The following is a 24,422-nucleotide window of genomic DNA, read 5'->3' as shown; positions in this document are numbered from 1 at the left end:
TTCTCTTTCCTAAATTGAACATATTACTGACCTCAAGCAACATAATAAAGAAAACAATTTATTATATACATAAAATATCCTACAAATTAATAAGAGAATGCTTTACTAACTACCTTAAATCATTTGATAGCCGTTTTTATTATTTACCTGCCATCTCCAAGAATCTACACACATCTCTTCTAACCCATATTCTGCTTCCCATCCTAATTCTCGTTTCGCTTTAGATACATCAGCAAAACATACTGCTACATCACCAGGACGACGCCCTATCACTTTATAAGGTATTTTTTTACCTGAAACCTCCTCAAAAGCCTTTATCATCTCTAACACACTATACCCTTTACCTGTGCCAAGATTATATGCCTCTATTCCTTTCGTCTCAAGTACTTTCTCAAGTGCCTTTACATGTCCTTTTGCAAGGTCAACAACGTGAATATAATCACGGACACCTGTCCCGTCTTTTGTTGGATAGTCGTTTCCGAATATATTTAGTTCCTTTAATTTACCTACCGCCACCTGCGTTACATATGGCATTAAATTATTCGGAATCCCATTTGGATCTTCTCCAATACGACCACTTTTATGTGCTCCGAAGGGATTGAAATAACGAAGTAACGCAATACTCCATTCATCATCAGCTTTTGCCACATCACGCATAATTTGCTCAATCATTAATTTTGTTTGCCCATATGGATTTGTCACACTTAGTGGAAATTCTTCTGTAATTGGTGACGTTTTTGGAATTCCATATACAGTTGCAGATGAACTAAAAATAAACTTTTTAACATGATGTTTCTGCATCACATCACATAGTACGATTGTACTTATTATATTATTATAATAATATGTTAGAGGAATTGTAGTCGATTCCCCCACTGCTTTAAATCCAGCAAAATGTATAACCGCTTCAATATTATTTTTCAAAAAAATCTCATTCATTTTTTCACGATTTAAAACACTTTCTTTATAAAATTCAAATTGTTTTCCTGTTATTTCTTTTACTCGATTTAAGGACTCGATTGAACTATTTGAAAGATTATCTACGACTATAATTTTATAATTATTATTTAATAATTCTATACACGTATGACTACCAATATATCCTGCTCCACCTGTTATAAGTATCGCCATATATATAGTCCCCCACTTATTATTAATTATAAAATTTTATAACCTCAATACAAATCTATCCTACCACAAAAGACTGATAATTTAGAATATTTATTTCGAATTATTATTTATATAAAAAAGAGCCGCATAACCTTTACGTTATGCAACTCTTTAACATACATATGTGTCTATATCTTTATTTATTAATCAAGAAAAAATAAAAATCACTCGGAAATTTCATCTTGTTAAATTACGTAGCAATATACACTTAAAAAGTGGGCAAGGCTTCCCAATAACACGAACACGTGAAAAATTTCATGATGCCCCATATGTTTAAACTCTAACCATTTTGGCTTTGTTCCATAAATAAATCCACCGATTGTATAAAGAATGCCTCCAAGCACTAGAAGCACGATACCTCCTGCACTTAAGTTAGCAGCTAACGGTGCAAAGAACAGAACAATTAACCAGCCCATTGTAATATAAATTGCTGTTGATAACCATCTCGGGCAACTAAACCAAAACATTTTAAAAACAATACCACAAATGGCAGTTGCATAAACTAAACAAAATAATAATAAACCGTTTGCGGAATGTAATGTAATTAAACAAAATGGTGCATATGTACCTGCAATCAATATAAAAATCATAGAGTGATCAAGCTTCCGAAAGAAATAAATAACACGTTCACTGGCTACAACACTATGATATACAGCTGATGCTGTATACAGAACCATCATTCCGATACCAAACAAAATAACAGCTGTAATTGCCGYAAAAGATGGCATCTTAATAGAAACTTTTACAAGCATAGCTAATAATGCAATAAATGATAATACAGCTCCTCCCAAGTGGGTAAAAGCATTAACTGGTTCTCTTACATAAGCATTCATATATACACCCCTCATATAATTACATGTAGTTTCAATAACTACATGTAATTATATACGTATTATTATTAGAGGTCAACATTTACAATTCATTTGTTTCGTAATACCATATTTAGAGATAAACTAAACATTATGCTCCACTAAGTTATAAAAGTGAGGGGTTCTACGTGGAAAATATAAATAAACTGCTTGAAACATTATATTTAGAAAAAAACATTACGCTTGAGGATATTCCAAATGTCGACTTGTATGTAGACCAGGTTGTCCAATTATTTGAAAATACTTATTCGGATACAACAAGAACCGATGATGAAAAAGTATTAACAAAAACAATGATTAACAATTACGCAAAAGGGAAACTGTTTATTCCAATCAAAAATAAAAAATACTCAAAAGAGCATATGATTTTAATCAGCTTAATTTATCAATTAAAAGGAGCCCTTTCCATTAATGACATAAAAAGCTCCTTAGAAAATATAAATGAATCCTTATTAAACGATGATTCATTCGAATTAAATACATTATATAAAGATTATCTTTCTCTTACCGAAAAAAACGTCGAAAGCTTTACACAAGACGTAAATAATCTTGTTTCAGAAGTAAGTGAAATTTCTTCCTTAGAAGATCCGAATCTAGAGAAATTTTTATTACTAACATCATTTGTGTCGATGAGTAATATGTATAGGCGCTTAGCTGAGAAGTTGATTGATGATTTAAAAGAATCTTAAATAAAAAAACTATCCACCTATTATAGTGGATAGTTTTTTTGTTTACTTAATTGCCTCATGAACTTTTAATTGTTTACCTTTTATCGTTGTATTTCTCATAACCTTTAAAACAAGTGGTCCTTTTCCGTTTAATATTTCAACATACGAAACATTATCTTGTATTGTAATAATACCTATATCATCAGCAGAAACACCTTGAATTTTAGCAATTGTACCAACGAAATCTACCGCCCTAATTTTCTTTTTCTTTCCGCCATTAAAGTACAATTTCATAATTCCTTTGTTTAGGTCTGCATTTTTATCTTTCTTTATAATTGGTTTAGCATATATTTTTTCTTCAAATACTGCTTTCTCTTTTATAACTTCTTCTTTTGAAGGTGCCAGTTCCTTTGGAATTTCAAATCCGATATATTCCTCAATCTCTTCTAAAAATCTATTTTCATAAGGCGTTATAAATGTAATAGCTTTTCCATTATTACCAGCTCGTCCCGTCCTTCCAGTACGGTGTACATAGCTTTCTTTTTCTAATGGAATATCGTAATTAATAACATGTGTAATATTATCAATATCAATTCCTCTCGCAGCTACATCAGTTGCTACTAAATAACGGAACTTTCCTTTTCTAAAATCATCCATAACTTCAAAACGATCTTCCTGCACCATACCACCGTGTATTTTGTCACAAGGATAATTAACTCGTTTTAGCTGTCTATATACATGGTCTACGTTTTCTTGTGTACGACAAAAAATAATGCAACTGTCTGGATTTTCAATCATAGTTACATCCTTAAGAAGTGAAAGCTTCTCTTCTTCCCTTACTTCAAAAAGGGTATGTTCAATTTTATCTGTTGTAATCCCAGCTGCTTTAATTTCAATATGAGTTGGTGCATTCATATATGTACGGGATAACTTTTCAATATCTTCCGGTAGGGTTGCTGAAAATAGCATTGTCATTCTTTTTGTAGGTAATTCATCAATAATTGCCTCTACTTGATCGATAAAGCCCATATTTAGCATTTCATCTGCTTCATCAATCACTAAATATTTCAATCGATCTAAAGAAAGGGTCCCTTTTTCAATATGATCCAACACACGTCCTGGGGTCCCCACTACAATATGCGTCTTTTGCTTTAACTCTAATTTTTGACGTGCAAATGGAGATTTACCATAAATTGCAGCAGCTTTAATTCTTTTGAATCGCCCTATATTCGTAATATCTTCTTTCACTTGAACAGCAAGTTCCCTCGTTGGTGTTAAAACTAATGCTTGTGGTTTATTCTCTTCCCACTCTACCATTTCACAAAGTGGTATTCCGAACGAAGCCGTTTTTCCACTTCCCGTTTGCGACTTTACAACAAGATCCTTCTTTTGCAATGCAACTGGAATAACCTCTCCTTGCACTTCTGTCGGATACTCATATCCTAAACCAGTAAGTGCTCGTCTTACTTCTTTACTTAATGCATAATTACTAAAGCTTTTTTTACTCATATATTAACCTCATTTGATTTTATATTTAACCTATTATGTTCTTCATACCTCACTTTAGACTATAGTAAGATACTATATTAATCCACTGTTTTCAATTCGTTTCAACCTAAATTTATCTAAGTATAATTTTAAAATAGGAAAAGGCAGCCTTAATAATAAGTCTGCCCTATCTATACTGTATTCATTTTTACGGAACTAATTTTTTCACAACTGGTATTCTTTGCAATACTAACGTAATTACCAGACTAAGAACAATTGTAATCGTTACATTAATAGGTATTGCCAATATTGCATGTACACGCTCATTTACCTTAGGGAAAACCATGTACAACAAGTTATTTAATAAGAAGAAGTGAAGAATATAGATTCCAAGGCTTGCTTGATTTATAAAACGGAATAACAATGGTAATTCTCTTTCTGACTTTTGGAATGCATATTTGAAAAATATAAATAATCCGATCGCCATCAGTACAACACCTGGCGCAAAATATCCATACCAAAACTGCTCTAACTGTCCATTTGCTTTTACTGTATAGTAATATGTAATAAAGAATGTACTAATAAATCCTACAAGTCCTCCAATGTAAGAAATATTCCTCCATTTTTTCGAAATATCGTAATTGGATAAATAATAACCAAGTAAGAAATACCCTACATAATTTGTAACGTAAAATAATTCAATGTTAAAGTTGATAGGATAATAATATTTCACTAAATTGACTACAACAGACGCATATAGCCATAAAATTAAAAAGTATTCTATCTCTCTTTTTTTAGCGTTCTTCACAAAGATTTTCAGTAGAGGTGTAATTAAATATATCCCTACAATCATGTATAAGAACCATAAATGTCCCCCAATAGTATCCGTTAAAAAGTGCTTTATCCCTTGCTTTAAAGATGCCGGGAAATATCCTGCATATGCTCCATATGCATAAAATATAGCGCTCCAAGCTACAAAAGGTATAATTACTTTACTTGCACGCTTCTGTAAAAATTCCCCGACTGAAATATCTTTTGTACCCTTTAACAATAACGCTCCACTAATCATTACAAAAATCGGAACACTCGCACGTGAAATCGATTCAAACAAGTTACCAGCCATCCAGCGTGATACGTTATTTGCATCTAACATAGAAACATAACCAGCAGAAACGTGAATTGTAACCACTGCGATCGTTGCTAATACACGCAACCAATCCATATATACTAAGCGCTTCATTAGCACCCCTCCTAAATTTACCTCTTTAACTTTTATTTCCCAAACATAATTTTACATCAAATAATACTATGTTTAAACACATTTTAATTACATGAACTTACAACATACGTAGCTAAACCTTAATTTTTAAATATAAACATGAAAACCTTTGACTTATGAGTGAAAATAATGTAAATTATCTTTTGGACGAACATTTTTAAATAAAATGAATTAAATATTCGTATTTTAGGGGTGTAAATGATGGAAAACGTATTCGACTATGAAGATATTCAATTAATTCCTGCAAAATGTATTGTAAACAGCCGCTCTGAATGTGATACAACTGTCACTTTAGGTAAACATAAATTTAAATTACCTGTCGTACCTGCAAATATGCAAACGATTATTGATGAAAGAATCGCAACTTATTTAGCTGAAAACAATTACTTCTATATCATGCATCGTTTCCAACCAGAGAAACGTATCTCATTCATTAGAGATATGCAATCACGTGGATTAATCGCTTCTATTAGCGTTGGTGTAAAAGAGGACGAGTATGAATTCGTACAACAATTAGCTGCTGAGCAACTTACACCTGAATACATCACGATTGATATTGCACACGGACATTCTAATGCTGTAATCAACATGATTCAACATATTAAGAAGCATTTACCAGAAAGCTTCGTTATCGCTGGAAACGTTGGGACTCCAGAAGCGGTAAGAGAATTAGAAAACGCTGGTGCTGACGCAACAAAAGTTGGTATTGGACCTGGTAAAGTTTGTATTACTAAAATTAAAACAGGTTTTGGAACTGGCGGTTGGCAACTAGCTGCACTTCGCTGGTGTGCAAAAGCTGCAAGTAAGCCAATTATCGCTGACGGTGGTATTCGTACACACGGCGACGTAGCTAAATCTATTCGATTTGGGGCGACTATGGTTATGATCGGTTCTCTATTCGCTGGTCATGAAGAGTCTCCAGGGGAAACAATCGAAAAAGACGGCAAACTTTATAAAGAGTACTTCGGTTCAGCTTCTGAATTCCAAAAAGGTGAGAAGAAAAACGTTGAAGGTAAGAAAATGTTCGTTGAGCATAAAGGTTCTTTAGAAGATACTTTAATCGAAATGGAACAAGATCTTCAATCTTCTATCTCTTACGCTGGCGGAACAAAATTAGACTCAATTCGTACTGTAGATTATGTAGTCGTGAAAAACTCTATTTTCAACGGTGATAAAGTATATTAATTTTAAATTTAACTCGAAGGACAAGCATTTTTATGCTTGTCCTTCTTTTTCATACATAGAAATGTAAATTATTTTCATTTTACTGAATTTTCTAGTATCATGTTTTTAGATACTTATAATAAGGGGGATATAACAAATGAAAAATGTAATTGAGAAACGCCATATTCGCACAGAAGTCCCTACTGAACTAACATGGGACCTCTCTGATTTATACGAATCTGATAAAGAGTGGGAAACTGCATTACGTGTATTAACAAACGATATAAAAAAACTTGATGCGTTTAAAGGACAATTACACACTAGCCCCACTACCTTATTACATTGCCTACTTTTAGAAGAAGATCTTTTAATGGAGTTAACAAAACTATACTCATATGCAAATTTAAAAGAATCCACTGATCGTACAAATCCAATTATTCAAGCGAACTCTTCCAAAATTGCTGCTTTATGGACGAAAGTACATACTGCACTGTCCTTTATCCATAATGAAATCCTCTCATTCGACGAAGGAACAATTGAAAAATATTTAGCTGAAGAAACAAAACTCGAACCTTTCCGTAAATCATTACTAGACATCCTACAAAAAAGGCCGCACACGCTCTCTCCTGAAACAGAAGAAGCTCTTGCTGCACTTGGCGAAGTACATAGTTCTCCATACAAAATTTACGGTATGACTAAATTAGCCGATATGGATTTTACCTCCATACAAGACGAAAAAGGAAACGAACTCCCTGTATCATTTTCATTATTTGAAAGCAAATATGAGTTCTCTCCAAGCGTAGACATACGTAGAAAAGCATACTCATCATTTGTTTCCACCTTAAAACGATATAAGAATACAGTGGCAACAACATATGCTACTGAAGTAAAAAAACAAGTAACACTCTCTCGTTTACGCAAATTTGAATCTGTTACTCATATGCTTTTAGAACCTCAAAAAGTTCCACTTGAAATGTATAACAATCAACTTGATATTATTTATAAAGAATTAGCGCCTCATATGCGCCGTTTTGCAGATTTAAAAAAGAAAGTATTAGGACTCGATCAAATGCTGTTCTGCGACTTACATGCACCTTTAGATCCCGAATTTAATCCAACCATCACATACAAGGAGGCTGGTAAATTAATTCAAGATTCTTTAAAGGTATTAGGCGATGAATATAGTTCCATTATCGAAAAAGGATTCAAAGAAAGATGGGTTGATCTTGCAGATAACGTAGGCAAATCCACCGGAGCATTTTGTTCAAGCCCATATGGTTCTCATCCATACATTTTAATTACATGGCAAAATACGATGCGTGGATGCTTCACATTAGCACATGAATTTGGCCATGCTGGTCATTTTTATTTAGCAAATAAAAACCAGCGTATTATGAATGTACGTCCATCTATGTACTTTGTTGAAGCACCATCTACAATGAATGAATTACTATTAGCCCAGCATTTATTAGCGACTACTGACGACAAGAGAATGCGCAGATGGGTGATTCTGCAACTACTTGGCACATATTATCATAACTTTGTTACTCACTTACTTGAGGGAGAATATCAAAGAAGAGTATATACCCTAGCAGAAGAAGGAGAAGCACTTACAGCTACAACTTTAACTGAAATAAAAACAAATGTACTTTCGACATTCTGGGGAAATTCTGTAGAAATTGACGAAGGTGCTGGCTTAACTTGGATGCGCCAACCTCATTATTATATGGGCTTATATTCTTACACCTATTCCGCAGGCCTCACTGCATCTACTGCGGTAGCCCAAATGATTAAAGAGGAAGGGCAACCTGCCGTTGATCGCTGGTTAGATGTACTTCGCGCTGGTGGTACGATGAAACCACTTGAATTAATGAAGCATGCCGGAGTAGATATGTCAAAACCAGATGCAATCCGCAGGGCTGTTTCTTACGTCGGTTCCTTAATTGATGAATTGGAACGTTCTTATCAAGAATAAAAAAAAGCCCTCACTTTATGAGGGCTTTTTTCATATTTATTTTCCAAATCTTTTACGGTATCCACATTTCCTGCATAGCTCTTCGACTGCAACTCTTTTCGAAAATCCATCGACAATGTTTGTTGCTCTTTCACCTTCTATAATATTAGAAAATGAGTCATTATTAATATTCCCAAGGTTAATAATCCCTTCACCATCTAAACAGCAAGGAATAACCGTTCCGTTCGCTAAAATACCCGCTTGATTTCGAAGACCATGACAGAATCCTTTTCCATCATCCTCTTCTTCATGTAATGCTGGCCACTGGAATTCATAGTCTTGATTAATAAAGACGCGTTCTGCAATTTTTATACCTTTTCCTGGTGTAAGCTTCTCTTCGATTTGATAAGAGAGACCAAACTCATTTTCAATGATGGATAATAAATCTCTATTTTTCTGGATTTCAGCATTTGTTTTATTATCCTGAGTTAAATTCCATAACCGTAGTGAAACAATTAAATCCGATTGACTTGTCGCCTCTCTAATGAAGGAAAGTATACTCCTTACATAACCTTCTTTATCTTGCGAACCTGGATGCCCATCAAAACTGTGCAGTGAAAAATTCATTTGTCTTAAAGCAGGCTTATTTAACAGTCTATGCCTTCTCTTATTAATTAACGTTCCGTTCGTTGTAATATTAACTTTAAACCCTTTTTCATGGCTCAAATCTAACAGTTGATCTATTTTTGGATGGAGCAATGGCTCACCCTTCACGTGCAAATAAATGTAGTCTGTGTGAGGTTTAATTTGGTCTAATCTTTTAGCAAAATCCTCCACAGAAATGAATTGCTTCTGCCTTTCCGTCGGCGGACAAAAGCTGCACGCAAGATTACATACACTCGTAATCTCCAAGTAAAACTTTTTAAACTTCTTCACCTTTAATTCCTCACTTCTATGACTACTTATACTTTTTCCTCTTCATATTACAACACACTTTTTTATAAATAGAAACATACTTATTTTAGGAAACCTTCGTACTACCTATTAATATTTAAAAGACCATCGGTGGTTTTTGCCCAATGGTCTTTTTTACTCTTTTTATATACAAAAAGTAATTTTATTTATGATACGGTTCCCCACGATTAATACGAAACGCTCTATACACTTGCTCAAGCAATACTAATCGCATTAATTGGTGTGGTAATGTCATCTTTGAAAAAGAAAGAGATTCGTTTGAACGCTTCATTACTTCTGAACTTAGTCCAAGTGATCCACCTATTACAAATGCAACTTTACTCTTTCCATATGTAGCAAGACGATCTAAGCTTACTGCAAATTCTTCTGATGATTTTTGTTTTCCTTCTATTGCTAACGCAATGACATGCGTATCGTCAGAAATTTTATCCAGTATACGTATACCTTCTTTTTCTTTTACAATTAACATTTCTGCTTCACTTAAATTTTCTGGCGCCTTTTCATCTGGCAATTCAATTACTTCTACTTTTGCGTATGCAGATAATCGTTTTAAGTATTCTGCTATACCTTGTTTTAAATATTTTTCTTTTAATTTCCCAATTGAAATAATCGAGATATTCACACTCATTCCCCACCTTACAAACATGTTATCCACATAACTTATCCACATATCCACAATTGTTACCCACATATTGTGTGAGAATCTGTGTTCGATACAACATATGTAGCCTCGTTTTGACAAAATTCACATGTTTTTTTCTCTTTTTCTGAGTTATCCACATTGTTGATAACCGGTGCAACTTCACACTCATCCACAATAATATCTAAAGCTAATTCAACATGTTCTAAACAACAAGGTAAATTCATATTCTTCACCTCACTTTTCTACAATAGAAAACAGGAGGTAGGCCCTCCTGTTTTTAATACTTTTGAATGCCTAGTTTAACCGTTGTTGTTGCTCGTTTTGTACCACGATAAAACGTAAGAGTCATTTTATCATTAATTTTTTTATCATATAAGGCCGTACGGAATCCAATAATATCGCGAACCGGTTTTCCATCTACTGCTACAATCACATCGTGTTCTCGTAAACCAGCATCTACACCTGGCGAAGGACTTTTCACATCTAAAATGCAAACTCCCTCTGTTACATTGCTTGGTAAATGCAATGTTTTTGACCAATGGTAATTTGGAATCTCATTTAACGATCTAAGTTCAATTCCAACATACGGTCTCCTTACTTTTCCATACTTCTCTAATTCATTCATAATTGGAACAGCTCTAGTAACTGGAATAGCTAGTCCAATTCCTTCTACTTCTTTTGCTGCAATTTTCATTGAGTTAATGCCAATTAATTGACCTGCCGCATTTACAAGCGCACCACCACTATTACCTGGATTAATTGCTGCGTCTGTTTGCAATACTTCTACTTGCCAATCGTAATGTCCATCTTGATCCAAATCTACAGGAACAATACGTTCCTTAGCTGAAATAATGCCTTGTGTAACGGTTCCTGAAAATTGCAGCCCGAGTGGGTTTCCAATCGCAATGACCGGTTCTCCTCTACGAACAGTATTAGAATCGCCAATCTCAATTATTTTTTTCACATGCTTTGCATCTATTTCTAGTACAGCCAAATCTGTGACTACATCCGTTCCTAATACTTTTCCCGGAACCTTCTTACCATCACTTAAGCTTACTTCAATACGATTTGCTCCAGCAACAACATGATTATTCGTTACAATATAAGCTTGGCCATCTGCTTTTTTATAAATTACACCCGATCCTGTACCAGCTTCTGAATCTGCCTCTGAAAAATTATCTCGTTGAATATTAATAACGCCAACAACAGCTTCAGACGCACGATCAACAGCATCAACAAAGCTAATCTGTTTAATTCCTTGAGCTTCGGCCATATTACTTCCACTTGCTTCAGCTTGCGGAAGCGCGCCCGCATCATTCGCAAATAAAGGAGCTCCAAATGCAAATAACGAAGCTCCTACAATTGTTCCTGCTATACTAGAAATAACAATACCTTTATGCTTCTTTTTTCTTGCACGTTTCATACGATAATTTTCTTCATCAATAAAGGACATATTTGTTCACCCATCTTCCTGAAAACAACTATATTCACCTTTATTGTTTACTAAAATGAAGAATTATACGTATTGAATTTTTGTAGGCATTTTCGGATCTGTATCGTGAATTTCAAAGGCTTCTCCCACTCCAAATCCTTTTTCCTCTAATACTTGTGATACTGACATACGTGCGAGCTCTTTCATGTTATTATCTAAACTTAAATGAGCTAAATAAATATGTTTTGTCTCATCTGTAATTACATCCGCCATCGCTAATGCAGCGTCCTCATTACAAACGTGACCCACATCACTTAAAATACGTCGCTTAATACTCCATGGATAACGTCCCATACGAAGCATTTCCACGTCATGATTACTTTCAAACACGAAAGCATTAGCACCCTTAATAACACCTTTCATACGGTCACTCACGTATCCCGTATCTGTAATAAGGGCTAACTTTCTATTATTGTTATGAAAAGCATAGAACATCGGCTCTGCCGCATCATGAGAAACCCCAAATGACTCGACCTCAATATCACCGAATGTTTTCACATCCCCAACTGAGAAAATAAACTTTTGCTCAGTTGGGATATTTCCTATTAAATGTTCCATTGCATTCCATGTTTTCTCATTTGCATAAACAGGTAAATCATATTTACGTGCCAATACACCTAACCCTTTAATATGGTCACTATGTTCATGTGTTACAAGAATACCTGATACATCATTTATATTTAGTTCTGCCTGTTTAAATAAAGCCTCTGTTGCTTTACCACTTAAACCTGCATCGACGAGTAATTTTTTTTCATCTGTTCCTACATATAGCATATTCCCTGTACTTCCACTTGCAAGTACGCTAAAATGCAACCCCATTCTTTCTCACTCCAGTATGTTCATCAACCACTTGATTTTCCCTTTCCCCTAATTCCATAACTTGTCCTTCGATTGCATTTACAAAGAAGTCCTGCTTCTGCTCCGTTTTTAAATTCCATGTTGGAGCGAGTACTTGGTTATTAGAAGTAGATGCGGTAAGGGTGGCATAACCAATTTGTGCTTCTTTTACATGTGTATTCCCATGAACTTTATTTTTTAAATACAGATTTTCTAAAGCTGTTTGAGCAGTAATAATTTCTTGCTGTTTCGTTTTTTCACTTTCGCCCATTTCTTTTAAATCAGTTAGCATCGTCTGCGTGTACGACACGAGTTCATTTTTTTCATTTAATTCCACAACAATCATTGCCTGATCGTTATAGAAAATAGGCTTATCTTTATATTTTTGGAAGAAGTAAATTTTAGAGTCTTTCATCGCCCCAAACTCATACTTTTGTCCATCCAATACATAGTTCTTCAAAAAATCACTATACTTATCTTTGGATAATGATTTTGTATTTAAAAAGGGCTCTTTTAGCTTACTTTCTATCCTGTACATATTTTGTATATGCGCCGTTTGATTCTTTAAAGACTGTACATCTTCTTCTTTAAACGCCTTGTTTTCCGCCCTAATAAATGATTCTTTTTTCGGTTCTTTAGGGAAATTACCCATAGTAATTTTATTTGCTTTTAATTCTTGATCTATCTTTGTTTCTGCAATAAGCTCCAATTGATTACTATCTTGCTTTTGAATGAATTGAAAAATGAGAAAGAGGTCCAAAACAAAAAAGGTCACAATAAATATGGTTTTAATCCGATCCCAATCCATTTAGTCCTCCCTCACTCCACTCATATATTTTTTGTTTACCCGCTTCATCTTCAACAAACTTTACATACCAAATTGGCTGTAGTCGAGCTACTTGCCCATCTAGTGATAATTTGTATCCAATACCAATGTCTTTAATGAATCTTTTATCTACCGCGGCATTATTTTCTAAAGATGCTATTACAACATGACCTGATGGAAGAGTAACCTTCTGTTCTATACCTTTCGTATTTAAAGACAACAACGGTCTTTCATATTCCATTACTTCTTCTGATCCCCATACTTGTCTCAATTCAGCTAATCCATCTGTATTGAATACGGAATATCCATCTTCATGTAAACGGAATACCGTCTGTCCTTTATTCATATAATCCAAACGATATGAATCCAAACTCCCACTGTGACCATTTACAAAATCAAAGCTTTTTTGTAAAAGCATTAAATTATCTGTCGTTTTCTCACTTGAAACAGAAGAATTTTTATACTTTAGCATATGATGATCGTTTTCAATCTCCATGGACCTAATACCATCCGTAAATGTTTCTTTCGATTTCTCGGTAATAGGGCTTAAATAACGTGGGTCACTAAAAAGAGCATTCTTAAATGTATCAACCGCTAAATTAGATGAAATATATGTTATATTACTTAATTCTGTCGTTCCATCTGGTAAAAATAGCTTTTTCATATCATTAATTTGATAGTCAAAATAAGGTTTTGCCGATACTATAAATTGATTTTGTACATTTACAATATCTTTTAAATACACACCACTTAATTTTGCTTCATATATTCTAGAGTTATCACCATCAGAAACAAAATTAATTTTAATTTCTTGATCCCTACTTCTAGAAGGATCAAGAATAATTCGATTAAAATATTTAGGCTTATTTATACTTTTTTCTTTCATATTAAACATAGATTTAACTGCATCAAATGGGATGTTGGTAGGAAAAACAAGTTCAATTTTCCCTTCACCATGCACATAAGAAAGGAAATCAGCCTTAGCAATCGATATCTCTTTGAAATCATGTAATTCCCCTGCTTCCAAAGGTTTATAGATTGATTCTATATCTCCCTCTCTTTTGCTCCCATAATGATTTTTATCTTTATGCACGATGATAGAAGTAGGGCGGACAACATCAGCGATTTTAGTTTGAGTAATTCCTTCATTCCCCTGCACAAATTTTGCATTTTGCATAGACGTGGAATCTGGCACATACGTCCATAAGTTAAAAGTAAGAAATAGGCTAATTACAACTAAATTAATTAAAACTATCGTTTTAACATTTTCCATACTCATTCCCAATCGTCCTCTTCATCTGCTGCCATTGGCAATGTGAAGTAAATAGTTGTCCCTTTTCCTTCCTCACTCTTCGCCCAAATCGAGCCACCATGTGCCTCAATCATTTCTTTTGCAATTGCTAATCCAAGTCCTGTACCACCCATTTGTCTTGAACGTGCTTTATCTACGCGGTAAAAACGTTCAAAGATTTTATCGACGTTTTCTTTGGGAATACCCATTCCTTGGTCACTTACACTAACCTCTAATAATTCCCCACGATCACGTAAGCGATATGTTACTGTTCCACCTTCTGGTGAATACTTTAATGCATTCGAAATAATGTTATACAAAACTTGCGTAATTTTATCCGTATCCATATCAATAAATCGGGATTTCTTAGAGAAAGATCGTTTGAAACTTACGTTTTGCTCTTTAGACATTTCAAAACGATCAATAATATTATTAAAGAAGTCAGTAAAGTCGACCCATTCTTTCATTAAACGATGTTCTGTACTATCGAGTTTAGAAAGTTGCAATAACGCATTTACAAGTCTAATCATTCTTTCTGTTTCTTCTTGTGTAACTGTTAAAAATTGCGGTGCAATATTCGGATCTTGCCACGCGCCGTCCGTAAGTGCCTCTAAGTAACTGCGCATCGTTGTTAATGGCGTTCTTAATTCATGGGAAACGTTTGCCACAAACTCACGGCGTTCCCTCTCTATACGCTCCTGCTCAGTTACATCATATAATACGGCAATTAAACCATTTGCTTTCCCTGTCTCTTTTTGAATAACAGAGAAACTAGCACGTAAAATATATGGCTCATTTCTCGTACTAAAATCTAATAAAACGGAATCAGGCTCTTCGTATAAATGATCGAGCGTAAATTCTTCTTGTATCCCTAATACTTCTAAAACAGATTGATCGAGCGCCGTTTCACGCGAAACATTTAGCATCTTTTCCGCAGGATCATTTAATAAAATAATGTCTCCTTTTCGGTCAGTAGCAATTACTCCATCTGTCATATGTGATAAAACAGATGATAATTTACGTCTTTCACTTTCCGTTGAAGAACGAGCTTGTTGTAATTTTTTTGATAAATTATTGAAAGATAATGCTAATTGTCCTATTTCATCATGGCTATGCACTTTTACTTTTCTTGAATAGTTTCCTTTTGCCATTTCAATCGCTTGTCTTCGCATATCTGAGATTGGTCTCGTAATCGTTTGAGCTAACAAAATTCCAAGTACAGCTGTTACGAGTAATGCAATAACGGTTCCAGTCGCAAAAATTTGATTAATATCCTTCATCTGTTTATAAACATCTTCCATAGATGCAACAATGTAAATAACACCAAGTGCATCCTTGCCGTTATCATCTAGAATAGGAGTAAGCATAACTTGTACACGATGGCCTGTACGACCATCCTTCTCAATTTTCACTTCTGGCTTTTTTTGTACCAATACCCGTTGAACAGCTATATCAGTTGATGTTCTATTTACCTTGTTTTGCTTTGACTCATCTGAAATAGCGAGTAACTTTCTATGCGAATCAAATACACTTACCTCTTGGATATCTTTCTTTCGATCAGAGGCAAATTTTCGAATTGAAGTTTTAATCGTTTCATCTGTTGATTCTGTTTCTGCCTTTGTATAACTTTTTTTAAACTCTTGTTTCAAGTTATATGATAATAAGTTCGTTTGCTGCGTTAAAGAATCTCTAAAGCCTTGTACAAGACTCTTTTCTAACTCTCTTACAAAATATACCCCAATAACTTGCATAGCTATCAATATTAATAGCATATATATGAGTACAAATTTTAAATGAATAGATTGAAAAAAACCAACTTTCTTCATATACTATTCCTGCTCTGGGTCACGCAAGTAATATCCTACTCCACGTCTAGTTACAATTAAAGTAGGATGACTTGGATTATCTTCAATTTTTTCACGTAAACGACGCACTGTTACATCCACTGTACGTACATCTCCAAAGTAGTCATAACCCCAAACTGTTTGCAATAAATGCTCACGAGTCATAACTTGTCCTAAATGTTTGGCTAAATAATGTAGTAGCTCAAACTCACGATGTGTAAGTTCAATATTTTCCTCACGTTTCGTTACACTATACGCATTTGAATTGATAACGATTGGTCCAATAACCATTTCCGTATTTTCTTCTTTTTCTGCAGCACCACCTTGTTGATGGCGACGTAAATTCGCCTTCACACGAGCAAGTAGTTCCCTCGTACTAAATGGCTTCGTTACATAATCATCTGCTCCAAGCTCAAGCCCTAATACTTTATCAATTTCAGAGTCCTTTGCTGTAAGCATAATAATCGGCATTTCTGAGCTTTTACGTATTTCACGGCAAACCTCTAAGCCATCCTTACCTGGTAGCATAATATCTAATAAAACCATATCTGGCTGCTCTTCATTCGCTTTTTCAATCGCTTCATCACCATCATGCGCCATTACAATTTCAAAACCTTCTTTTTCTAGGTTGAACTTCAAAATATCCGCAATCGGCTTTTCATCATCAACTACTAAAATTTTCTTTCCCATCATCGTCTATTTCCTCCTTATAAAGTGAAACTTTAATCGGGCATTTACGTGCAGTTGATCCCGCACCTAACTTCTTTACCTTCGTTGAATTTTTGGGTGGGGTCTTACTGCCCGTTAATGCGGGGTAAAAATATGTTCAATATCCCTAAACACATTGATGTCTACATAGTATGTCCCTATATGGCCGCATCTTTTGCTTAAGTACTTTCTCCTCTATTCTCACAGACTCATGTATGATCCACTTTTACACGGAATCCTATACGATCTATAGAAAAACCTCTAGCTTCAACTGCTAGAGGCTTCTCATTCTATTTTAAAATAACTACTCAATTTTGTAAAATTACACAAATAAAAAGGATATTAAGTGGGCCCACTTAATATCCTGAGAGTGGCTCGGGACGGAATCGAACCGCCGACACGAGGATTTTCAGTCCTCTGCTCTACCGACTGAGCTACCGAGCCAAAACTATATATAAAACCACTAATGGTGGTATAAACAAAAGTGGCGGTCCCGACCGGGGTCGAACCGGCGATCTCCTGCGTGACAGGCAGGCATGTTAACCACTACACCACGGGACCAAAAATGAACATAAAAAAACATGACCCGTACGGGATTCGAACCCGTGTTACCGCCGTGAAAGGGCGGTGTCTTAACCACTTGACCAACGGGCCACGAAAAATAAAATGGTGAGCCATGAAGGATTCGAACCTTCGACCCTCTGATTAAAAGTCAGATGCTCTACCAACTGAGCTAATGGCTCATACTCACCAACGTCATATTTTCGTGACGACAAGATGTATCATAACATGTTTCCTTTGTTTTTTGCAATACTTTTTTTATTTTTTTATAAAAGATAAGAAAAAACTCATGCGGACATGAGTTTTTTCTCAAAAATATCAATTAAGCTTCGTATACGTTACGAACGATATTTGTTTGGTTACGATCTGGTCCAACTGAGAACATAGATAATTGAATTCCTGTTAACTCAGAAACACGTTCTACGTATTTTCGTGCATTTTCAGGAAGCTCGTCTAATGATTTTACACCAGTAATATCTTCTGTCCAACCTGAAAGTTCTTCGTATACAGGCTCACATTTCGCTAAAATGTTTAAGTTTGCTGGAACTTCATCGATAACTTCGCCATTGTATTTGTAAGCAACGCAAATTTTAAGAGTCGGAATACCTGTTAGAACGTCGATAGAATTTAATGATAAATCTGTTAAACCACTAACACGACGCGCATGCCTTACAACAACGCTATCGAACCAACCTACGCGGCGTGGACGACCAGTTGTCGTTCCGTACTCACGACCAACTTCACGAATTTGATGACCAATTTCATCATGAAGCTCCGTAGGGAACGGACCATCACCTACGCGGCTTGTATATGCTTTACACACACCTACAACGCGAGTAACCTTCGCAGGACCAACTCCAGTTCCAACTGTTACACCACCAGCAATCGGGTTAGAAGATGTAACGAACGGGTACGTACCGTGGTCGATATCAAGCATAACACCTTGTGCACCTTCAAATAATACACGGTGATTGTTATCTAGTGCATCATTTAATACAACAGACGTATCACATACATATTGCGCGATTTGTTGTCCGTACTCGAAGTACTCTTCGAAGATTTCTTCTACACTGAAACCTTCTGTATCGTACATTTTTTCAAATAAACGATTTTTTTCTACTAAATTGCGCTCAAGCTTTTCTTTAAATGCTTCACGGTCTAAAAGATCAGCCATACGAATACCAATACGAGCAGCTTTATCCATATATGCAGGACCGATACCTTTTTTCGTTGTACCGATTTTGTTATCACCTTTACTTGCTTCTTCTAATTCATCTTGTTTTAAGTGATAAGGTAAAATAACGTGCGCACGGTTACTCACACGTAAATTATCAGTACTTACACCACGATCGTGTAAGTATTTTAACTCTTCAAGTAATGCTTTCGGATCTACTACTAAGCCATTTCCGATTACACAAATTTTCTCTTTATAGAAAATACCAGATGGAATTAAGTGTAATTTATATTTAACTCCGCCGAAAACAATTGTATGTCCCGCGTTATTTCCACCTTGATATCTTGCAACTACTTCCGCATGCTCAGAAAGAAAATCAGTGATTTTACCTTTTCCTTCGTCGCCCCATTGTGTTCCTACAACTACTACTGAAGACATTATTAAAGCACCTCCGCGATTTTCAAACGATCTATTCAAACAATATAATTGTACCAAAACCGAAAAAGAAGTCAACCAAAAAGCGAACATTTTTTTATTAAAAAACATTTTCGTTCGTAAGAATTATATTTTCACACTATGAAAGCCTTATCTTTCCTATAAAAAAAAAGAAACACATCTTATTATAAGAAATGCATTTCTTTTTTATACTATCTTTATGCAGGCGGCGCATGTCCATCCTCGAAGCGACGTTCTAAGTTAACGAACTTATTGAACTCTTTAACGAATGCGAGCTCTACTGAGCCTACGGGACCGTTACGCTGCTTTGCAATAATAATTTCAATCGTATTTTTATTTTCCGTTTCTCGGTCATAGTAATCTTCACGATATAAGAAGGCTACAATATCAGCATCCTGCTCGATACTTCCTGATTCACGAATGTCAGACATCATCGGACGTTTATCTTGACGAGATTCTACACCACGAGATAACTGTGACAAGGCAATAACAGGCACTTGTAATTCACGCGCAATCCCTTTTAATGTACGAGAAATCTCAGATACTTCCTGCTGACGGTTTTCTCCTGATTTCCCGCTTCCTTGAATAAGCTGTAAATAGTCAATTAAAACCATCCCTAGACCTTGTTCTTGCTTTAATCTACGGCATTTCGCTCGAATCTCATTTACTTTAATCCCTGGTGTATCATCAATATAGATACCAGCATTAGAAAGGCTCCCCATCGCCATTGTTAATTTTGCCCAATCATCAGAAGTTAATGAACCGGTACGCAGTCTTTGCGCATCAATATTTCCTTCTGCACAAAGCATACGCATAACAAGCTGATCAGAGCCCATCTCTAAACTAAAAATCGCTACATTTTCATCAGTTTTCGTCGCTACGTTTTGTGCGATATTTAATGAAAATGCGGTTTTCCCTACTGATGGACGTGCCGCTACGATGATTAAATCATTTCGCTGGAAACCTGCGGTCATCTTATCTAATTCTGTAAATCCAGTTGGTATCCCAGTAACTTCACCTTTTTGATTATGCAAAAGTTCAATTTTATCGTAAGCATCTACAAGAACATCTTTAATGTTTTGGAATGCTTTTGCATTCGTTTGGTGAGATACTTCTAATATTTTTTTCTCAGCCTCATTTAAAAGACCATCCACGTCATCTTCTCTCTCATACCCATCAGACACGATATGAGTCGCTGTTCGAATCAAACGACGTAATAGCGCCTTTTCAGCGATGATTCGTGCATAATATTCTACGTTAGCAGCGGTTGGAACAACTTCTGCTAATTCTGCTAAGTAAGAAACCCCACCAACTTCTTCTAATAATCCTTGATCAGCCATTGCTGACGTCATTATTACTAAGTCAATCGGCTCTCCTTTATCAGATAACCCAAGCATGACTTCAAAAATCTTTTGATGTTTCGTTCGATAAAATGAGTCAGGTACCAATAATTCCGATGCTGACGTTAACGCATCTTGATCAATTAATATGGCCCCTAAAACCGCCTGCTCAGCCTCTATATTATGCGGAGGGGTACGATCAGCCATTACATCACTCATACGCAATCCTCCTTGCTTAACTTATTTTTATTGTTCACTAACATGAACTTTTACTGTTGCTGTTACTTGCGGATGCAACTTCACAGTAACGTTTGTATAGCCTAATGCACGAATTGCATCATCCATTTCAAATTTACGTTTATCAAGTTTAATTTTATGTGATTTTTGCATTGCATCTACGATTTGTTTACTTGTGATTGAACCGAATAGACGGCCACCTTCTCCAGATTTCGCCTTTACTTCTACAGTTAGTTTCTCTAACTTTTCTTTCAACTCTTTTGCATTTTCAACCTCTGCTGCTGCATCTTTTTCTTCTTTTCGCTTTTGAGCTTCTAAAGTTTTCATACTGCTATTTGTCGCTTCAGCAGCTAATCCTTGTTTTAGTAAGAAGTTATTTGCATAGCCATCTGGTACGTTTTTTATTTCTCCTTTTTTCCCTTTACCTTTTACGTCTTTTAGAAAAATTACTTTCATGATTGTGTGCCTCCCTGTAAATAGTCATCAATAACAAATCGAAGCTTCTCCTCAGCTTCATCTACTGTAACATTTTTCATTTGTGTGGCTGCATTCGTTAAATGCCCACCACCGCCTAAATTTTCCATAATTAGCTGCACGTTCACTTCACCTAAAGACCTACCGCTAATTCCAATGAAATTCTCGCCACGTTTTGCAATAACAAATGACGCAATAATTCCTGTCATTGTTAATAATGTGTCCGCTGATTGCGCAATAAGCACTTGATCGTAGTAATCATCACTATCAACTTTTGCAATCGCAATTCCATTTGTATAAATGTACGCATTTTTAATAGCTTTTGCAACCCGTAAATACTGATCCATATCTTCTTTTAAAAGCTCTTGTACAAGTACAGTATCTGCACCATGTGAGCGTAAATAAGAAGCGGCATCAAACGTACGAGCACCCGTCCGGAATGTAAAGCTTTTCGTATCAACAATAATACCTGCTAACAATGCCGTTGCTTCTAACATTGTCATTTTTAAATTTTTCGGTTGGTACTCAAGTAATTCTGTAACAAGTTCTGCCGTGGAAGAAGCGTATGGCTCCATGTAAACAAGCAATGGATCTTCAATAAAATCTTCTCCCCGGCGATGATGGTCAATAACAACTACATTTTCAATTTTATGTAACAGCTTTTCTTCCATCACCATTGAAGGTTTATGCGTATCAACAACAACAAGTAATGAATCATCATTTGCAAATTCCATCGCTTGTCCTGGGGTAATAAAGTGAGACCATAACTCTTCGTTTTGTTTCACTTTATCCATTAAACGCTTAATTCCCTTATCAGAATCATTTTCATCTAACACAATATATCCTTTGCGCTCATTTAATTGCGCTACCTTTAAAATACCAATCGCAGCACCAATTGCGTCCATATCAGGAGCCCTATGCCCCATTATAATGACATTACTACTTTCTAATACTAAATCCTTTAATGCATGCGAAATAACTCTGGCACGTACACGAGTACGTTTTTCAACTGGATTCGTCTTACCACCATAAAACTTAACTTTACCTGTCGCTTGTTTAATAGCTACTTGATCTCCACCACGGCCAAGCGCAAGGTCTAAACCGGACTGAGCCATTGCCCCAAGCTCTGATAAAGGTAAATCACCTGATCCAACACCTACACTTAAGGTGAGTGGTATATTCCTTTTGGATGTTTCTTCACGCACCTGATCTAAAATGCTAAATTTCCCTTTCTCCATCTGCGCTAAAATACTCTCATTTAGTACAACGAAGAATCTTTCTGAAGATGCACGTTTTAAATATGCCCCATACTTAACGGCCCATTCATTTAGTCGTGATGTTACAAGACTTGTGATATTCGTACGTAATTGATCATCTAACCCCTGTGTAACTTCATCATAATTATCTAAATAAATAACAGCCAAAACAGTTCGTTGATCCTCGTACATCTTTTCAATCTCTGTTTGTTCCGTTACATCAAAGAAATAAATTAACTTTTCTTCTTTCCTTACAAAAACGCGAAACTTTCGGTTATTTAAAGAGACTATATCGTCGGAAGTTTCTCCCTTAATAAAAAGAAGCAACGTTTCTGATACATCATAAAGGTGCCATCCAGCTAACGCATGCTGTCCTAGACATGAAGATAGATAAGGATTCGCCCAATCAATCCCATAATCCTTATTGTATAACAAAATACCAATCGGCATTTGGTTAAATGCTTCATTACTCACTTTCTTTACTCTTGTAATCATATCTGTCGTATACTTTTCGAAATTCCTTTGAAAGGTCAGTTCAAAGCGTATAACAACAAAAAGTACAATGCAAAAAATAAAAAAGGTGGATATCCCCATAATTAAATGAAAATAACAGAGGATGGCAATGAGCACAAACAAGAAAAATGCCAATACATAAACAGGATATAAAAACCACTGTTTCTTATAAAATTCAGGCATGTATACAACTCCTATAAAGTAAAACTAACTCACCTTTCAGTTAGTTAAACAGATTAAAATAGTATAAGGAATATTACTTTATCCTCCTATTTTAGAACGCAATGAAATCCCTAAATCAATTATACCTAAGATTGTCACAAGAGGAAACAACATCGGTATAAACATGCAGACAATAAAACTAATAATAGGAACCCCTTTCGTAAAACCTTTGCTATGCGCTAGAAAAGCGATAAATGTCAGACCTTGTAGTACTAGTAGTAAGGCAAATATGACATATAGGTTAGAAAATACCATATGTAAATATGATGTCGGTTCTACTTTTATAAAAGTTGATAGCAAAATAAATATAACGTAATACCAAACAATACTCTTTGGTAATTGTATATCTTTAAATTTAGGCCAAGGTATAACGTCATGCTTTAGTTTTCTCAAAACACTACCTGATATCATAACTGTAATCCAAGAAAAACATACCGAGACCATTACAAGCAAACTTGGGAAAAACGTTTGTAACACATCATTAAATTGTGCAAATAATTCTTTTTGCTCCTTACTAATAGGCATACCAGCAGCAGTGACTATCTTTTCACTTTGCGCCATACTTTCATTAAGCATATTTTGCATTTGCTTCATTAAATCTATGTTAAAAAACTTTATACTTGCAACATAAATGAGCATAATACCAATTAAGTACGCAAGCGTCCCCGCCATCAAAATTTCTACCGGTTTTTTTTGTTTTTTATACATATATCCTAAAACGATACCTATCAATCCAAACATAGTTGTCTTTACTAGGTTCATCGGTTGACTGACAATAACAGTAATAAAAAGTGCCGCCGTAAAAATTACAAAGGCGTTAGATAATCTATATCTTATCGTTAGCAATATAAACGGCAATGGCAACGCAAACGTTACAACTGTACCTAAAATTGGAACATACATAGATATAAGCAATAACATTGCATATATCGCTAGCAACGCTGCACCCTCAGTAATAAATTTCGTATTCTTCATCATCTA

At 35.3% G+C, this 24,422-nt stretch carries 21 protein-coding genes and 4 tRNA genes; 3 read left to right on the top strand and 22 right to left on the bottom strand.

Translation table 11 applies throughout. The features are described 5' to 3' along the window. Window positions 1-114 precede the first annotated feature (114 nt). Both galE and trhA read right to left on the bottom strand, forming a co-directional pair. Window positions 115-1,131, bottom strand: coding sequence for a UDP-glucose 4-epimerase GalE (galE, locus tag AC1DMU_RS15475; protein WP_087981865.1), 1,017 nt, complete (start codon window positions 1,129-1,131; stop codon window positions 115-117). A 224-nt stretch (window positions 1,132-1,355) separates the two neighbouring features. Then, window positions 1,356-2,003, bottom strand: a complete 648-nt coding sequence (gene trhA / locus AC1DMU_RS15470) for a PAQR family membrane homeostasis protein TrhA (RefSeq protein ID WP_476941526.1) — start codon at window positions 2,001-2,003, stop codon at window positions 1,356-1,358. A 164-nt stretch (window positions 2,004-2,167) separates the two neighbouring features. Between trhA and AC1DMU_RS15465 the strand changes: the two genes are divergently transcribed. Beyond that, complete coding sequence (locus AC1DMU_RS15465) at window positions 2,168-2,728, top strand: DUF1836 domain-containing protein (RefSeq protein WP_088065081.1); 561 nt, start codon at window positions 2,168-2,170, stop codon at window positions 2,726-2,728. 42 nt (window positions 2,729-2,770) lie between these two features. Here the strand turns inward: AC1DMU_RS15465 and dbpA are convergent, their stop codons facing one another. Beyond that, the gene (gene dbpA, locus AC1DMU_RS15460; protein WP_088065082.1) at window positions 2,771-4,216 is read right to left on the bottom strand and encodes an ATP-dependent RNA helicase DbpA; all 1,446 of its coding nucleotides are present in this window, start codon (window positions 4,214-4,216) and stop codon (window positions 2,771-2,773) included. A gap of 187 nt (window positions 4,217-4,403) precedes the next feature. After that, the gene (locus AC1DMU_RS15455; protein ID WP_087981859.1) at window positions 4,404-5,435 is read right to left on the bottom strand and encodes an acyltransferase; all 1,032 of its coding nucleotides are present in this window, start codon (window positions 5,433-5,435) and stop codon (window positions 4,404-4,406) included. Window positions 5,436-5,675: 240 nt separating this feature from the next. On the opposite strand from AC1DMU_RS15455, the gene guaC reads away from it, so the two are divergent. After that, window positions 5,676-6,659 (top strand): GMP reductase, encoded by a 984-nt coding sequence (gene guaC / locus AC1DMU_RS15450; protein ID WP_000432444.1) that lies wholly within the window; start codon window positions 5,676-5,678, stop codon window positions 6,657-6,659. Between the two features lie 136 nt (window positions 6,660-6,795). Further along, window positions 6,796-8,613 (top strand): oligoendopeptidase F, encoded by a 1,818-nt coding sequence (gene pepF / locus AC1DMU_RS15445; protein WP_088065083.1) that lies wholly within the window; start codon window positions 6,796-6,798, stop codon window positions 8,611-8,613. A gap of 36 nt (window positions 8,614-8,649) precedes the next feature. On the opposite strand, the gene AC1DMU_RS15440 is transcribed toward pepF, so the two are convergent. The 18 genes from AC1DMU_RS15440 to AC1DMU_RS15355 all read right to left on the bottom strand — a co-directional run bounded on the left by AC1DMU_RS15440 (window position 8,650) and on the right by AC1DMU_RS15355 (window position 24,416). After that, entirely contained in the window at window positions 8,650-9,528 is an 879-nt protein-coding gene (locus AC1DMU_RS15440; RefSeq protein WP_000713629.1) for a radical SAM/SPASM domain-containing protein, read from the bottom strand. Window positions 9,529-9,709: 181 nt separating this feature from the next. Then, a complete protein-coding gene (rlmH, locus tag AC1DMU_RS15435; protein WP_001027003.1) occupies window positions 9,710-10,189 on the bottom strand; it encodes a 23S rRNA (pseudouridine(1915)-N(3))-methyltransferase RlmH in 480 nt (159 codons plus the stop codon). Window positions 10,190-10,248: 59 nt separating this feature from the next. Further along, entirely contained in the window at window positions 10,249-10,434 is a 186-nt protein-coding gene (locus AC1DMU_RS15430) for a CxxH/CxxC protein (protein ID WP_001052827.1), read from the bottom strand. Between the two features lie 53 nt (window positions 10,435-10,487). Beyond that, window positions 10,488-11,663 carry a S1C family serine protease gene (locus tag AC1DMU_RS15425; RefSeq protein ID WP_048542840.1) on the bottom strand — a complete coding sequence of 392 codons (1,176 nt, stop codon included), beginning with the start codon at window positions 11,661-11,663 and terminating at the stop codon, window positions 10,488-10,490. Window positions 11,664-11,726: 63 nt separating this feature from the next. Continuing rightward, window positions 11,727-12,521, bottom strand: a complete 795-nt coding sequence (locus AC1DMU_RS15420) for an MBL fold metallo-hydrolase (RefSeq protein ID WP_000522836.1) — start codon at window positions 12,519-12,521, stop codon at window positions 11,727-11,729. Beyond that, window positions 12,505-13,347: a two-component system regulatory protein YycI gene (locus AC1DMU_RS15415; RefSeq protein ID WP_088065084.1), complete on the bottom strand. Its 843-nt coding sequence runs from the start codon at window positions 13,345-13,347 to the stop codon at window positions 12,505-12,507. Before AC1DMU_RS15415 ends, AC1DMU_RS15420 begins: the two co-directional genes overlap by 17 nt. Continuing rightward, a complete protein-coding gene (locus AC1DMU_RS15410) occupies window positions 13,328-14,644 on the bottom strand; it encodes a YycH family regulatory protein (RefSeq protein WP_088065085.1) in 1,317 nt (438 codons plus the stop codon). The genes AC1DMU_RS15415 and AC1DMU_RS15410 overlap by 20 nt, the downstream gene beginning before the upstream one ends. Next, window positions 14,641-16,482 (bottom strand): cell wall metabolism sensor histidine kinase WalK, encoded by a 1,842-nt coding sequence (walK, locus tag AC1DMU_RS15405; protein WP_048542845.1) that lies wholly within the window; start codon window positions 16,480-16,482, stop codon window positions 14,641-14,643. The genes AC1DMU_RS15410 and walK overlap by 4 nt, the downstream gene beginning before the upstream one ends. Window positions 16,483-16,485: 3 nt before the next feature. Beyond that, entirely contained in the window at window positions 16,486-17,193 is a 708-nt protein-coding gene (gene walR, locus AC1DMU_RS15400) for a cell wall metabolism DNA-binding response regulator WalR (protein ID WP_000971866.1), read from the bottom strand. A gap of 386 nt (window positions 17,194-17,579) precedes the next feature. Beyond that, window positions 17,580-17,652 (bottom strand) — tRNA-Phe (locus AC1DMU_RS15395). Between the two features lie 41 nt (window positions 17,653-17,693). After that, a tRNA-Asp gene (locus AC1DMU_RS15390) sits at window positions 17,694-17,769 on the bottom strand. 21 nt (window positions 17,770-17,790) lie between these two features. Further along, window positions 17,791-17,862: transfer RNA gene (locus AC1DMU_RS15385), tRNA-Glu, on the bottom strand. A gap of 13 nt (window positions 17,863-17,875) precedes the next feature. Beyond that, window positions 17,876-17,951: transfer RNA gene (locus AC1DMU_RS15380), tRNA-Lys, on the bottom strand. Between the two features lie 140 nt (window positions 17,952-18,091). Further along, window positions 18,092-19,381 carry an adenylosuccinate synthase gene (locus tag AC1DMU_RS15375; protein ID WP_044740892.1) on the bottom strand — a complete coding sequence of 430 codons (1,290 nt, stop codon included), beginning with the start codon at window positions 19,379-19,381 and terminating at the stop codon, window positions 18,092-18,094. A gap of 215 nt (window positions 19,382-19,596) precedes the next feature. Next, a complete protein-coding gene (gene dnaB, locus AC1DMU_RS15370) occupies window positions 19,597-20,958 on the bottom strand; it encodes a replicative DNA helicase (RefSeq protein ID WP_001286242.1) in 1,362 nt (453 codons plus the stop codon). Window positions 20,959-20,985: 27 nt separating this feature from the next. After that, entirely contained in the window at window positions 20,986-21,432 is a 447-nt protein-coding gene (gene rplI, locus AC1DMU_RS15365) for a 50S ribosomal protein L9 (protein WP_088065087.1), read from the bottom strand. Then, window positions 21,429-23,402 carry a DHH family phosphoesterase gene (locus AC1DMU_RS15360; protein ID WP_088065088.1) on the bottom strand — a complete coding sequence of 658 codons (1,974 nt, stop codon included), beginning with the start codon at window positions 23,400-23,402 and terminating at the stop codon, window positions 21,429-21,431. Before AC1DMU_RS15360 ends, rplI begins: the two co-directional genes overlap by 4 nt. A 78-nt stretch (window positions 23,403-23,480) precedes the next feature. Then, a complete protein-coding gene (locus AC1DMU_RS15355) occupies window positions 23,481-24,416 on the bottom strand; it encodes a YybS family protein (protein WP_141542728.1) in 936 nt (311 codons plus the stop codon). Window positions 24,417-24,422: the final 6 nt, after the last annotated feature.

This window comes from Bacillus sp. 01N45, assembly GCF_056399205.1.
The sequence above is the reverse complement of the archived record's forward strand: the minus strand, read 5'-3'. Positions and strand labels throughout refer to the sequence as shown.